Raw genomic sequence first — 14,098 nt, 5'->3', positions numbered from 1 at the left:
ACTTTCTAACGTATTACAGTTTCCCTTTATTTTTTTCTTCCATTTGATAAACCAAAGCAATAATTTCAGCTATTGCTTCATACCATTCAACCGGAATCGGCTCGCCTGCTTCAACAATTGGATAAAGTGCACGCGCTACTGGTTTATTTTCAATCATCGGTATTTTTTGAATCTTCGCTTCTTCTTTCATACGTTGAGCAAGCTCATCTGCTCCTTTAGCTAAAACTACCGGAACATCATCTTGTGCTGGATCATAACGTAACGCAATGGCATAATGCGTTGGATTTGTAATTAAAACAGTAGCGTCTTTAACATTTGCAATCGCATTACGAACCATCGCTTGATATTTCGCTTTACGTTGGGATTTCACTTGTGGATCTCCCTCCATTTGTTTAAACTCTTCTTTGACTTCTTGTTTGGTCATTCGTAAATTTTTACGATGAGAGTAACGTTGAAAAAAGTAATCAATAATCGCTAAAACAACTAAAATAATGGCTATTTGAATCGTTAAACTGGTAACAAAAGCCAATAAAAATTGCAAAGGCTTTTCAGTGCCCACTGAACTAAGATTCATTAATTCTGGAATGGCATCTTTAATTTTTATGTAACATAAGTAAATAACTATTGCGAATTTCATTAATGTTTTAAAAAGATTCATCCAGGTTTGTTTGCCAAACATGCGCTTGATTCCTTCGATAGGATTCATTTTTTTAAATTGCGGTTTAATTGCTTTAGTAGAAAAAAGCAACCCTACTTGGGCAACATTTCCGATTACACCGATTAAAACAGCTATTGCAAAAAAAGGTAAACAAGCTAACATAAAGACCAAAATTGCTTGGATAGCTAATTTAGGTAAATCATGTAATAAATTTCCATAATTATGTACATGTTCTATCGAAGTTATAAGGTAAGGAAGAAGTTGTTTCATCATATATGTCCACAAAGGAACTAGTAAACCGGCAAAAGCCAATAATGCTACAGCAGATGATAAGTCTTGACTCTTAGCGACTTCTCCACGTTCCCGTGCATCTTTTAAACGCTTGGGCGTGGGTTGTTCTGTTTTATCATCTTTTGCCAATGTCCTCACCTCACTAACTTAACGATTGAATAAATTCTTGTAAAAATAATAATGCTTCGGGTAATTTCTTTCCTAAATAACTGACAAGGTTTGGCAAAACCAATAAAAATAATGCGAAACTAACCGCATTTTTAATAGGCATTCCTAACATCAAAACATTTAGACTTGGAATCGTTCTGGAAATAACTCCTAAAACAACATCAATCACTAACACACCTACTACTAATGGTGCTGCCAGATTAACCGCCATTTCAAACGTTCCCACAAACAATTTGATAATCCCCTCAACTGTACTCCCTTGAATAGGTAACGCACCTAGCGGAATTAACTGAAAGGATAGCAACATACCTTTAATCAAAAAATGATGTAAGTCTAAAACAAATACAATTGCTAAACTCAGCCAATAATAAACTTTCCCATATTGTGAACTCATCATTTCAAACGTTGGGTCAAATGCTTGTCCCATTGAAAAACCTACTTGAAAATCAATCATATTACCTGCCATTTCAACACCTGTAAAAACTAATTGAGTGACGTAACCCATAGCTAGACCAAGTAATACTTCCTTCACACTAATTAATGCAAACAATAAAATTGGATAAGTCGTTGTTGCAGCTTCAACATATGGCCAAGCCCCGACAACAAAACTGCCGCCTAAAACTGCTTTTGCCATCATAGGTACTCCTTTTTGAGAAAATACCGGACAAACAGCTAAAAAAGAAAGAATACGAATAAAAACAAATAAAAAAACTTGAATTTGTGCCATCTTACTTCCTCATAAAGAAGCAATGATTTTAAAAATCGATTGCGTAAATTCTAAAAGTAAATTTAACATGAAGTTACCAGCTAACATGAGTGTTAAAAAGATAGCCATAAGTTTCGGCACAAAACTTAATGTTTGTTCTTGAATTTGCGTGGTTGCTTGAAAAATACTAATAATTAATCCGACCACCATCGCCACAACAATTGCTGGACCAGATACTAACAAGATTTTCATGAACGCTTCACGCATCACATCTAAGACTAATTCAACAGACATTTTTCTTCCTACTTTCTAAGCAAAGCTCTTAATTAACGATTCCACTACTAGATACCAACCATCGACTAACACAAATAATAAGAGCTTAAACGGTAAGGAAATCATCACTGGTGACAACATAAACATCCCCATCGACATCAATACACTGGCTACAACCATATCGATAATCAAAAACGGTATGAAAATCAAAAAGCCGATACTAAAGGCGATTCGTAATTCACTAATAATAAAAGCGGGTGTTAAAATAGTCATAGGTAGTTCTTCATAAGACGCATATTGACCACGTGCATCTGCTAAATCAACAAATAATTCCACATCTTTATCACGTGTTTGCTCATACATAAATTCTTTAATTCGAATTTCCGAGCGATCAAAAACTTCTTGTTGTGTAATTTCTTCATTTTGAAATGGCTGAATCGCATCATTATAGATGTCTGTATAAACTGGGCGCATCACAAAAAAAGTCAAAAACAAAGCCAAACCAATTAAAACTTGGTTCGGTGGATTTTGCTGTGTTCCTAAAGCATTACGTACAAAAGATAACACCATAATAATTCGAGTAAACGATGTGGTCATTACCAATAGAATCGGAATGATTGATAATAAAGTCATCATGATAAAAGTATTAATTGTTTGGTCAGAAGAACCTGTATTTGAAAGCAAACCATTAATTGTATTTGTCACTTCTTCTGCATCTAATGCATGAACTTGCGTAGGAAATACCAACATAGTGACTGCTATTCCTAGTAAATACAACCATAAACTACTTTTCTTCATTCGATGAATTCCTCTTTCTACGTGCTAACTGTTCCGTTTTCTTTTGAATTAGTTGCGAAAATTGTTTAGGAACAATTTCTTGTGGTGTTTGTTGTGACGTACGATATTTCTGCACTTCTTCTGGTGTTAACTCACGAATAATTTCATTCGTTTGTTCCGATAAACTCATCACATAATATTTGTCTAAAATTTTAACAATGGCGATAAAAGACGATTTGCTAACTGCAATTCTTTCTAGTACTTGTAACGTTTTCCCACCATTTTGATGTGTGCGATTGTTTAGATAGCGAAGCAATTGATTGGCTCCATATAATAAAACAAAAAGAAAGACAATCATCTTCACTAATAAAAATATTATTTCCATAACTGCTCCTACTGAATTGCTAGATCAGTAATATATACATCACTAACGATTTCTGTCCCGTACGCATGATTAATGGTTTCTTTAAGTTCTGCCTTCCACTGCGCTAGACCTTCTGGCGTATCTAAAATATCGCTAGCTTTTTTTTGACGCAAAACATTGACGATACTGTCTCTAACTAAAGCAACATTTTTAGTAAAATCTTCACTGTCTTTTTCTTCAATCAATACAGAAAGATTGACACGAATATATTGTTGATTTCCTTCGCTTTTCGCTAAATTCACAACAAATTCATCTAATGGAACAATGGTTTGATCTTCTGAAACAGTGGGTTTACCTTCTTTTTCAGCAACTTGTACACCTGTTGTTGGGGGCAATAAAAACTTAGTTGTTACGACTGTTCCAATCACACTACCGACTACTGCCAGTACCAGGATTAAAGGTAAAATAAGTCCCATCTTCATACTCTTTTTTTCAACTTCAACTGTTTCATTTTCAGCTTTTGGAGCTTTTCCTTTTTTCTTTTTCTCCATACTGACTCACCTCCTACGCTTCTTTTAAATTAATTGGTTGTTGAATTTTTTGGCGATACTCAATGATTCGTTGAATCACTTCGTCAGCCGTTTCAATAACAAGCAATGTTTTTCCATCTACTAAAGTCACCATAGTATCAGGGGTTTCCTCTAAACGATAAATCAAATCAGGATTGAGATAAAACTGCTTTTTGCTTAACGATGTGACCGGAATCATATGAGTATCTCCTTTTAATTAAAGTTTAGGATATTAACGTTTCAAGTTTAATAATTCTTGAAGCATTTCATCAGATGTTGTAATACTTCTTGAGTTTGCTTGGTAAGCACGACTAGCAACAATCATTTCAGTAAATTCAGTTGATAAATCAACGTTTGACATTTCGATTTTTCCAGATTGCATCATGCCTGAGCCATTTTGTCCAGCAGCTCCAAGAATTGCATTACCTGTATTTACAGTTGCGCCATAATTATTACCACCCAATTTTTGTAAAGCATCGGGGTTGTTAAAAGTTGCGACCGCCACTCGACCAATAATTACATCTTGATTGCCATATTTAGCTGAAACTACCCCATATTTATCAATGGCCATTGATTGGTAAGCTTGACCATTAAATTCTTCAGGAACATTTAATGCTGCTAAAAGACTGTTATTAGTGATATCCGGTGCTGTCGTATTATTTGTGCTCACCGCTCCCATGACTTTCATCCCTGAACTATTTACTAGATCCCCATTGCCATCACGCGTGAAAATACCATCTCTAGTGTATAAGTTATTTCCTTCACCATCACGGACAACAAAATAACCACCACCTTCTAGATAAAAGTCTAAATCACGACCCGTTGAAGTCGGTGCGCCTGGTTCATGAATTGTATCAATGGAACCAACTTGTACACCTAAACCAATTTGTTGCATATTTGTTCCACCAAGTCCACCTGGTTGTCCAGCTGTTGCTTGAGTTGTGGTTTGACTCATAATATCTTGGAACATCACACGACTTGATTTGAAACCAATTGTATTAACGTTGGCAATATTATTTGCGATAACATCCATTTTAACCTGTAAATTTTTCATTCCACTAACGCCTGAGTACATTGATCTTAACATTTTTCTTTTCCTCCTAATTTTTCATGACAACTCATTATATTTTTTCACCAATTTCTTGAATACCACTCATGTAATATTCGTTCCCACCAACAACGATGGTTGCATAACCATCAACGAAGCGGACTTTTTCTACTTTTCCGGTAACAATTTCTTCTCCGTCTCGTACACTGACTTCACGCCCTAACATTTCAAACGCTTGTTGCTGTTGAGACATACGAACAGACTGATTTAGTCCGTCGCCAATTTCTTTAATTTGTTGCAAAGTAGTAAACTGAACAAACTGTCCAATATAATCGGTACCAGCATTTCCTCCAGATTCACCACCACCTGCCGAAACAGTGGGATTACTCATCGATGCAGAAAGAATTTTCAAAAAATCATCCATCGAAATTTCTGAAGGATCGCTTTTTTGACTCGTGGCATATGTTCCACCAAAATTAAGACTATTCACTGCGTCTGTCATCGTTCTTTTTCCTCCTTTTAAGCTAAAATACTCACGCGACTTTCGACTTCATGCTCGACAACATTTTCTTCTAGCTGTTGTTTTCGATATCGACCTGCCGGATGTCGTTGTTGTTGCATTGGACGTTCTTGTGAAAATCCCTGCTGAAACGACTGTGACAATGAGTTTTGATTATCGGTTGTCGAAGCAATCGTTGGTTCTGAACGAGTCACAGTAAACACAGACACATTCTCTTGTTTTTGTAATACTTTATCTAAGCGTGTCGTAATCGCTTCAAACATTTTTTTAGTTTGTTCTGATTGCACGGTTAATTCTAATGAAACAGATTGAGCGGTTACTTTCATTTTGACCTGAATTTTCCCCAAATCTCCTGGGTCTAAGTCAAAAGTCACCACTTTTTCATTTGGTCGCACCATTGTTTGTAACTCTTGCTGAATAGGCTTGGCTATTTCTTGAACTACTTTTTCAAATGTAGGTCCGTGTCCACTTTGAATTTTCGGTACATCTAAAGCGATTGTTCCAGCCTCGCGAACAGGTATCGTCGTTGGTGAACTGGTTACAATCTCTGAATTCCCTACAGATTTTGGTGTGATCGATTTATCTGTTGATTCAGTTTTAGTTGTCGAATGAACTTGGTCTGTCGATTCGACGTTTTCATTTTCAACTGGTAGACTTTGTTTCTCACTTTGTACTTCCACTCGATTTGTTGCTTTTGGTTCGCTAATTTCTTGATCCACTGGTATCGACTTATCTAAGATAGCTGCTGTCTTTTTAGCTGTTTCTGGTACTTCTTCTATTACAGTAGGAACTTGTTGTTTGTCTGAACCCACTATTTTTTCAATAATTGGCGCTTGAACTATTTCAGTAGGTGCTACCTCTTTAGACAGTACTTTGCTGGATAATACTTTTTCAACGAGCGTATCTGAACTTTTATTAGGCAACGTTTCATTTACCGCTTGTGTGCCTTTGGGTAAGTCTACCTCTGGATCGATTGTTCGATTCTTCAATACTACCGCTTCATCTATCCCATTTTCTAAATCAGTATTCAGTGTTTGTTGCTCAGATAATTTTTCAATTACTGACGACTCATCAAGAATCACTTCTGAAGATGGAACAGTTTGTTTGGTCTTAGCAACAGATGTTAGCAGTTCAGCTGTTGCCTCTAATTCTCCACTGTTTATTGGTTGTGTCACTATCGACTCTTCAATAGTGACTGGCCCAAGGAATTGATCAGACATTGATTTCAAACGATTTGGGAACAAACTGCCGTGAATCGATAATTCAGGGTTTGATTGTTCTAACAGATTTTCTTCTCCTTGATGATCCATTCCAAGAAATTTATCAGAAGTTGGACGCAAACGTTCGGGAACCATACTAGCCGCAATCGGTAGTTCAGCGTTTAGCTGTTCTGGCAGATTTTCTTCTCCTTGATGATCCATTCCAAGAAATTTATCAGAAGTTGAACGCAAACGTTCGGGAACTATACTAGCAGCAATCGGTAATTCAGCGTTTAGCTGTTCTGGCAGATTTTCTTCTCCTTGATGATCCATTCCAAGAAATTTATCAGAAGTTGGACGCAAACGTTCGGAAACCATACTAGCGACAGTCGGTAATTCAGCTGTTGGCAGTTCAGCTGATAGTTCTATTCCAACCCCATTTTTAAGTGGCTGTTCCTCTATATTTTTTTCTACTTGTTTCGTCTCTCCCATAAAGTTATCAGAAGTTGAATTTAAAGGATTAGTCCAGCTAATATCTGGACTTGCTGAATCCATTGTAGCCACAGACGAAGACTCTTCACCTGTTGTTTCTGGACTTGTTTGTGGCAATGTGTCTTTTTCTATTTGAGAAAATTCTCCAATTAAGATTTCTGAATTTTGATGCAATTGATTTTCTATAAAGCTTTGAGCTGTTGGCAGATGCTCTTTGGTCACTTGAAACGCCTCTGTTAGCATTTCTTTCGTATCCGGTACCGTTTCTAACAAATCTCCTGTAGGATTTACCAATGGTGGATTAAATTGTTGTTCTTCGATGACGGTATTTACTTCCATCGAACGATTGACGGGTAAAGAATTTATTTTTTCAGACGAATCACTTGTTACTTCTACAGAAAAAGGCGACGGCAGCGCCTCATTTGTCATCACTTCTGGATTTTCATTAACTGATGGAACCGTCTGAATAGCAAACATTTTGTTTTCTGAAACTCTATTAGAATAAGATTCAACAGATTCTTTAAATAAATTAGTCGTTCTATGTTCGTTTGATTTACCCAAAACATCTGTGGAGGGACTATTCGTTTGCATAAAAACTGCATGACTATTTTTTTGTTCCATTCCAACTAAAAATTCTGTGTCCATTCGAGTGGTCGTTTGTTGCATGTTACTAGTTTCATTGGTTGTTGAAGCAGATTGCTGACTTGACTGAGTAGCAAATGTGCTTATGGGTATGCTTGATGCTTGCGATGAATGTTCTTGCTTGGATATATTCGCTTTAGAAAAAGTGTCCTCATCCATGGACTGTTCTAGCTCTGAATGTTCAACAGTAGTTTCTTCTGATTGAACATCCTCGTCTGATGCCGACTGAAACTGTTGGAAGAACATTTGAAACATAGTACTGTCTGGGGCTGAAGATTGGTGGTTGGTTGTTGGAAACGTACTATTCGTTATTTGATGAATTCTTTCCATTTTTCATCCTTTCTATCAGCCGAGAATTAACTGATTCTTTTTCTATTTGCCATCTCATCTAGCATTTTTTGTTCTTCACGATTTACAGCTAATTGATGCTCCGCCATTTGTTTTTCTGAGAGTTTTTCTAAAACTTTTCTTTCTTTTTGTGCGGTAATATATGCTTGTAATTTGAGTTCTACAAAATGTTTAAGCTCATTAATTGTTTGAACTGTTTCTGTTAATTTTTGATTTAAATCTAACAAATACCACTGTTGAATTTGCATTCGATTGACGGTTGTTTCACGAATTTCCATCAATTCCCCTTTTTCTGCAATTAGTTGTTTCAAAATTTCTTCTTGTTCATTCAGTGCTTTTTGTGCTGAAGCATATTCTCTTTTTGCTTCATTTTCTTGAATCCAACGATAATCTAAAATTTTTTCTAGCGAGAATTGAAATTTTTCCACTTTTTACTCCCTTCTTACCCTCTAATCGTTGATACATCGCTAAATAAAGCATGTAGTTTCATAACTGTTTGTTCATAATCAGAAGGTTCTTCTACTTGTTGACGTAAAAAGGCATTGATTGGTTGATGTAACGAAATCGCATAATCTATCACAGCATTACTTCCTTTTTGATAAGCACCAATATCAATTAGGTCTTTTGCTTCCGAGTAAGCAGCCATATTTTCTTTTAGTTCACCGGCATGCTTATGATGTTCTGGAGAAACTAAACTTTTCATCAATCGACTCAAACTATTTTGAATATCAATCGCTGGATAATGATTTTGTGAAGCAATTTTACGCGAAAGTAAGATATGACCGTCTAAAATTCCGCGTACGGCATCAGCAATTGGTTCATTCATGTCATCCCCTTCAACCAAAACTGTATAAAACGCTGTAATTGAGCCTTTATCAGACATTCCACTACGCTCTAACAATTTTGGCAAAGCTGTAAATACAGATGGAGTATACCCTTTCGTGGTGGGTGGTTCTCCGATAGATAACCCAATTTCTCGTTGTGCCATAGCAAAACGTGTAACTGAGTCCATCATCAATACCACCTTCTTGCCTTGATCACGGAAATATTCAGCAATTGCGGTAGCAACGTGTGCTCCTTTTAAACGAACCAAAGGCGGCGAATCTGACGTCGCACAAACCACTACTGATTTTTTGTACCCCTCACTACCTAAATCATTCTCAATAAACTCTTTTACCTCACGACCACGTTCACCGATTAAACCAATGACAATGACATCTGCGTCACAGTAACGAGCAACCATTCCCAACAATGTACTTTTTCCCACACCACTTCCGGCAAAAATCCCCATACGTTGACCTTCACCGACTGTCATAATGCCATCAATTGCGCGTACACCTGTACTCATAATTTCAGCGATTCGTTTTCGTTTAAAAGGGTCTGGAGAGTCATTAATCACTTCATATTCAGGACTATTTTCATTTAAAACTAAATCGTCTAACGGTCGCCCCAGTCCATCGAGCGTGTGACCAAGCAAGTCATCATTTACTTTGACGGTTAAAGTTTTACCCGTAGCTTTCACTAAACATCCTGGGCCAATGCCTTCTAGTTCATCCAAAGGCATTAGCAAAACCGTTTGTTTCACAAAACCTACCACTTCAGATAACGCCGTTTTATTGCTATTGCGGATTTTAATTTCGCAAATTTCTCCAACAAATACATCTAGTCCTTCGACTTTTATGATTAAACCCACCACTTCGCTAACTTTTCCAAATACTGAAAAAAAGGAATGCCTTTTGGCTTGTTCGATATAAGAATCAATTGGTAATGTTAGCTCCATTGGTTGTTCATTCCTTTGTCAATTGTTTTAAAAATCGTTTTAATTCTTTTTCTAATTCAAAAGTTACCAGTGCTTCATCCGATTCCACTGATACATCATAAGGTCCCATAAGTTCGTCTTTCAAAACTAAAAATCTTAAGAAAGGTATTTCTTGTTTTCTGGATTCCATTTTTTCTACCAACAGATCGTAATAGCGTGCATTTGCTCGAATAACGATTAGTTGGTCGGGCTTTTCTAGCTTAATCAAGATTGGTTCAACGATTTTTAAAATCGTTTCGTTATCTATCTCTAATTTGGTTTGAATCAATTCTTGCGTCATCTCAACACTCAATTGAATGATTTCTTGACGCTTTTCTTGCACATAAATCGCACTGCTTTCAATGGCTTCTTGTAAAGATTCTTTGGCTTGAATAAATAAATGTTCAGCCTCTTCTTGAACCTTTTGCATGCCTTCTTCATGGCCTTGTTGAAAGCCTTGTTCATGACCTTCTGCTAAGCCAAGTTGATGGGCTTGTATTTGTACGTTCTCTGCTTCTTGTTCAATTTGAGCAGCTTCTAGTAATGCGGCCTGTTTAATTTTTTCAGCTTCTTCATGTGCTTCTTGTAAAATCTTAGCTTTCATTTCTTCGAGTTGTTGTAACTGTCGCTGTTCTTTTGAAAGTTGCTGTGCTCTAGTTTTATTTTTGGTTAAGTTAAACTCAGGTTCTTTTCTTTCAGGAATGATTGGTCGCGTAGTAACTATCGATTTAGCTGTTGTACTTTTATCAATCGCTGAACCTTTTAGCAAAGAATTATTTGACCACTGCATCTTGCTCGCCTCTTCCAATATAAATCTCGCCAGCTTCATCTAATCTACGGATGACAGCAACCACATGTTGTTGTGCTTCTTCAATTGCTGATAATCGTGTAGGTCCCATAAACTGAATTTCCTCTTTAATATTTTGAACTGCACGACTCGATAAGTTAGCAAAAATAAACTCACGAATGTCTTCGGTTGTTCCTTTCAATGCAAGAACTAACATATTGTTATCAACATCACGCAATACTTTTTGTACATCCAAACGATCCAAACCAACAATATCTTCGAAAGTAAACAAGCTTGATTTGACTTCGTTTGATAAATCTGGTTGACGTTTTTCTAAATCGGTTAAGATATTCTTCTCTGTACCACGACTTGCTGAATTTAAAATTTCCACAAGGGTATGCACACCACCAACATTTTCGGTGCTATTTTCCATTACGTTCGAGAATTTATTCTCAATTACACCTTCAATACGACGAATAATCTTTGGTGAAGTACTAGAAATCATCCCGATTCTTTCTGCAATCTCCACTTGAAGTTTATCTGGAAATTGAGAAAGAACTGTAGCTGCTTTTTCAGGCTGCATATAACACAAAATTAATGCTACTGTTTGAGGATGTTCATTCAAAAGTAAATTTATCAATTGTTGAACATCTGCTTTACGCACAATATTAAATGGACGTTCTCTTAATTGAATTTGATTTAATACATCAATGACATCTTTTGCTCGTTGTGGTCCTAATGCTTGATTTAATAATTCTTTTGCATAATCAATCCCACCATCTAAAACATATTGCCTTGCACTGGAGGTTTCAATCAACTCTTCTAATACAGCATTTCTTTCTTCGGGACTAACCAAATCAGTATTTGCGATTTCGTAGCTGACCTTACGAATAACGTCTTCCGGCAATAATTTCATAATTTTAGAGGAGGTTTCTGAACCAAGCGAGATTAATAAAATCGCTGCTTTTTTTATACCATCAATGGTAGTCATCTTATTTCTCCTCCATTTATTTTTCCTTTGTCCATGCACGAATTAATTCAGCAGCAATTTCAGGATTTTCATCGGCAAATTGTTTCGCACGTTTGTCTCTGTCAACTACTTTCGATTTAATACGACTTGTTTGGGTGTCCTCTTCATCTAATTCATCATAACTATCAGAGGTTGATGACGGATTGACCATTGAAGCAATCGAATCTGCAAAACTAGCTTCTGCAGACATTGATTGTGAACGCTCATTAAAGTTGGGAATTACTTCTTCCATTAGTTCTTCCTCGTCATCATCAACTAAGAAATCATCTTGTTGACGTCTGCGTAATATAAAGAATGTGCCTAACATAATCAGAGAGACCAATAAAACGCCACCACCAATGGCTAAATATATCCAAAGATTATTTAAGATAGTCGATTGATTGTTCGTTGTTGGATTTTCTTCAGCAGCAGCTTCTGCTTGTGTGAAAGTCACACCTTGAATGGCAATTTCATCGCCACGTTCTTCGTTATATCCCACTGCTGATGCTACTAAAGCACGAATTTCTTGTTGAACATCTGCAGGTAAATTTCCACTTATCACAACTGAACTTGTCATGCGTTCAATCATTCCTGGAGCACTAATGGTTTTCGTAATTTCTGTATCAAGTTCATTATTGACATCCCGTCGATACGTGCGATTTCCTTCTGCATCATCACCAGTTACAACCGTCACATTGTCATTTGCTTGCCCCGTTTGTGCTTCCTGAATAGCGTCTGCTGAACCAGTAGCTTCAACACTCTCACTACGAATTTCAGGATTATTATAAGTTGTTCGCGTGCTTTCTACAGAATCAAAATCTAAATCGACGTTGATTGAAACTTGTAGATTCTCTGCCCCATAAATTGGTTCAAGTAATTTTTTGACTTTCTTTTCTAGTGTTTCTTCATACGAATTCTTAATACCGATATAACGATCACTAGCATTTGATAGGGAATTTTCTTCGCCGCTACCAGCTAAAACTAGCCCGTTGCCATCAACTACTTTGACATTTTCAGGATTTAGATTCTCAACTGCACCCGAAGCAAGGGTGACAATTCCTTGAATGGCAGAATCAGAAAGTTGTTTATTTAGCGTTAAAATAATAGACGCCGTAGCATCTTTTTTCTCGCTGCTAAAAACGCCATCATCTGGTGTCACCAAAATAACTTTTACTTTTTGAACACCATCCAACGAACCAATTGCTCGTTCTAATTCACCCGTTAGCGCCCGTTGATACATTACTTTACGGTCTTCATCAGTTGTCATCATATCCGATTGGTCAAATAATTCGAATCCAGTAGAACTATCCGGCAGTTTGTTTTCTACTGCTAAATCAATCCGATAACCATCTATTTCTTGTTGGTCAATCATGATAGTGCTACCTTTATCTTCTAGTTTGTAAGCAATCTTTTTTTCTTTTAAGTCGTTAACAATGATCCCTGCATCTGCTTGACTCAAGTCTGTAAAAAGCACCCCGTATTCAACCCTTGTGCTTATATAGTAAAAGGTACCAATGACAATGAATAAACTCATTATTCCCAAAACAATAATGCGCTTCATCATTGCACTAAGGTTTTGCCATCTGTCTTTTACTTGTTCGAACCACTCATTTACCCTGGCACCCATTCATTCCATCCTTCCAAGCCTTTAATTTACTGCATTAAAACTGCATATTTTTAATATCATTGTATGCTTCTAAACATTTGTTACGAACCTGTACTGCTGTTTGCAATGATAATTGTGCTTCAGTCATATTAATCATGACTTTTGCTAAATCATTTTCATCTCCTGAAATGACACGTGTCGTATCACTATCAATCACATTCATATTTTGATTCAATCCAGCAATTGCTTCGCCCAAATGAGCACCAAAGGATTTGTTAGATGTTGTGTTATTCTCAGAAAGCGTTGGAACCCCCACTGATGATTGCAATTCTCTTAATTGATTTTGATAATCCATTAAACCTTGGATATTAGAAATAGTATTCATTTATTTTTACTCCTTGGAAATTTCTAATGCTTTGCGTAGCATACTTTTATTCATTTCAACGGCAGAGGCATTTGCCTCATATGTACGTAGAGCTTGTATCATATCAACCATCTCGTCTGCCATATTTACATTTGATTGCTCAACATATCCATTTTCATCTGCATCGGGATTTGTCGGATCATAACTAGTACGAACTGTTTGATCTTCTGTAATACCATTAATACGAACCCCGTAACTCATGCGATTAGTAGCTAATGAATTCCTCTTTTGCTCAGTTGTAGAAACATTTTTTAAGCTTTCCGCAAAATCAATTGATTTTTTACGATAAGCGCCCCCTTCAGGCGTACGTGTCGTATTGACATTCGCAATGTTGGTCGAAATCGTGTCTAATTTCAAGCGTTCTAAAGCAAGACCGCTAACATTAATATTTAAGCCGTTAAAAATACTCATTTATTTTT

At 36.6% G+C, this 14,098-nt stretch carries 17 protein-coding genes; all 17 read right to left on the bottom strand.

The window, feature by feature from the left end:
• Nucleotides 1-13 precede the first annotated feature (13 nt).
• From flhB to flgC, 17 genes are read right to left on the bottom strand one after another with little or no spacing between them, the layout of a single operon-like run.
• Entirely contained in the window at nucleotides 14-1,078 is a 1,065-nt protein-coding gene (gene flhB / locus DOK78_RS04605) for a flagellar biosynthesis protein FlhB (RefSeq protein WP_207942445.1), read from the bottom strand.
• Nucleotides 1,079-1,091: 13 nt separating this feature from the next.
• A complete protein-coding gene (locus tag DOK78_RS04600) occupies nucleotides 1,092-1,844 on the bottom strand; it encodes a flagellar biosynthetic protein FliR (protein ID WP_207942446.1) in 753 nt (250 codons plus the stop codon).
• A gap of 9 nt (nucleotides 1,845-1,853) precedes the next feature.
• Complete coding sequence (gene fliQ, locus DOK78_RS04595) at nucleotides 1,854-2,117, bottom strand: flagellar biosynthesis protein FliQ (protein WP_207942447.1); 264 nt, start codon at nucleotides 2,115-2,117, stop codon at nucleotides 1,854-1,856.
• Between the two features lie 15 nt (nucleotides 2,118-2,132).
• The gene (gene fliP, locus DOK78_RS04590; RefSeq protein WP_207942448.1) at nucleotides 2,133-2,894 is read right to left on the bottom strand and encodes a flagellar type III secretion system pore protein FliP; all 762 of its coding nucleotides are present in this window, start codon (nucleotides 2,892-2,894) and stop codon (nucleotides 2,133-2,135) included.
• Nucleotides 2,881-3,258, bottom strand: a complete 378-nt coding sequence (locus DOK78_RS04585; RefSeq protein WP_207942449.1) for a flagellar biosynthetic protein FliO — start codon at nucleotides 3,256-3,258, stop codon at nucleotides 2,881-2,883. The genes fliP and DOK78_RS04585 overlap by 14 nt, the downstream gene beginning before the upstream one ends.
• Nucleotides 3,259-3,266: 8 nt before the next feature.
• Nucleotides 3,267-3,788, bottom strand: coding sequence for a flagellar basal body-associated FliL family protein (locus DOK78_RS04580; RefSeq protein ID WP_207942450.1), 522 nt, complete (start codon nucleotides 3,786-3,788; stop codon nucleotides 3,267-3,269).
• 13 nt (nucleotides 3,789-3,801) lie between these two features.
• A complete protein-coding gene (locus tag DOK78_RS04575) occupies nucleotides 3,802-4,005 on the bottom strand; it encodes a flagellar FlbD family protein (RefSeq protein WP_207942451.1) in 204 nt (67 codons plus the stop codon).
• A 33-nt stretch (nucleotides 4,006-4,038) separates the two neighbouring features.
• A complete protein-coding gene (locus DOK78_RS04570) occupies nucleotides 4,039-4,893 on the bottom strand; it encodes a flagellar hook-basal body complex protein (RefSeq protein ID WP_207942452.1) in 855 nt (284 codons plus the stop codon).
• A 34-nt stretch (nucleotides 4,894-4,927) separates the two neighbouring features.
• Entirely contained in the window at nucleotides 4,928-5,356 is a 429-nt protein-coding gene (locus tag DOK78_RS04565) for a flagellar basal body rod modification protein (protein WP_207942453.1), read from the bottom strand.
• Between the two features lie 17 nt (nucleotides 5,357-5,373).
• On the bottom strand, nucleotides 5,374-8,037 hold the full coding sequence (locus DOK78_RS04560) for a flagellar hook-length control protein FliK (protein WP_207942454.1): 2,664 nt from the start codon (nucleotides 8,035-8,037) through the stop codon (nucleotides 5,374-5,376).
• A gap of 26 nt (nucleotides 8,038-8,063) precedes the next feature.
• On the bottom strand, nucleotides 8,064-8,483 hold the full coding sequence (gene fliJ / locus DOK78_RS04555) for a flagellar export protein FliJ (RefSeq protein WP_207942455.1): 420 nt from the start codon (nucleotides 8,481-8,483) through the stop codon (nucleotides 8,064-8,066).
• Nucleotides 8,484-8,497: 14 nt separating this feature from the next.
• Nucleotides 8,498-9,835, bottom strand: coding sequence for a flagellar protein export ATPase FliI (fliI, locus tag DOK78_RS04550; protein WP_207942456.1), 1,338 nt, complete (start codon nucleotides 9,833-9,835; stop codon nucleotides 8,498-8,500).
• Nucleotides 9,836-9,842: 7 nt separating this feature from the next.
• Complete coding sequence (locus tag DOK78_RS04545; protein ID WP_207942457.1) at nucleotides 9,843-10,643, bottom strand: FliH/SctL family protein; 801 nt, start codon at nucleotides 10,641-10,643, stop codon at nucleotides 9,843-9,845.
• Nucleotides 10,627-11,631, bottom strand: coding sequence for a flagellar motor switch protein FliG (gene fliG / locus DOK78_RS04540; protein ID WP_207942458.1), 1,005 nt, complete (start codon nucleotides 11,629-11,631; stop codon nucleotides 10,627-10,629). The genes DOK78_RS04545 and fliG overlap by 17 nt, the downstream gene beginning before the upstream one ends.
• A 16-nt stretch (nucleotides 11,632-11,647) precedes the next feature.
• Nucleotides 11,648-13,276: a flagellar basal-body MS-ring/collar protein FliF gene (gene fliF, locus DOK78_RS04535; protein WP_207942459.1), complete on the bottom strand. Its 1,629-nt coding sequence runs from the start codon at nucleotides 13,274-13,276 to the stop codon at nucleotides 11,648-11,650.
• 34 nt (nucleotides 13,277-13,310) lie between these two features.
• Nucleotides 13,311-13,631 carry a flagellar hook-basal body complex protein FliE gene (gene fliE / locus DOK78_RS04530; RefSeq protein ID WP_422389690.1) on the bottom strand — a complete coding sequence of 107 codons (321 nt, stop codon included), beginning with the start codon at nucleotides 13,629-13,631 and terminating at the stop codon, nucleotides 13,311-13,313.
• A gap of 15 nt (nucleotides 13,632-13,646) precedes the next feature.
• Nucleotides 13,647-14,090 (bottom strand): flagellar basal body rod protein FlgC, encoded by a 444-nt coding sequence (flgC, locus tag DOK78_RS04525; RefSeq protein WP_207942461.1) that lies wholly within the window; start codon nucleotides 14,088-14,090, stop codon nucleotides 13,647-13,649.
• Nucleotides 14,091-14,098: the final 8 nt, after the last annotated feature.

Origin of the sequence: Enterococcus sp. DIV2402 (assembly GCF_017426705.2) — a bacterium.
In the GTDB taxonomy this organism is placed as follows: Bacteria; Bacillota; Bacilli; order Lactobacillales; family Enterococcaceae; genus Enterococcus_F; species Enterococcus_F lowellii.
This window is presented reverse-complemented; position numbering and strand designations above follow the sequence as displayed.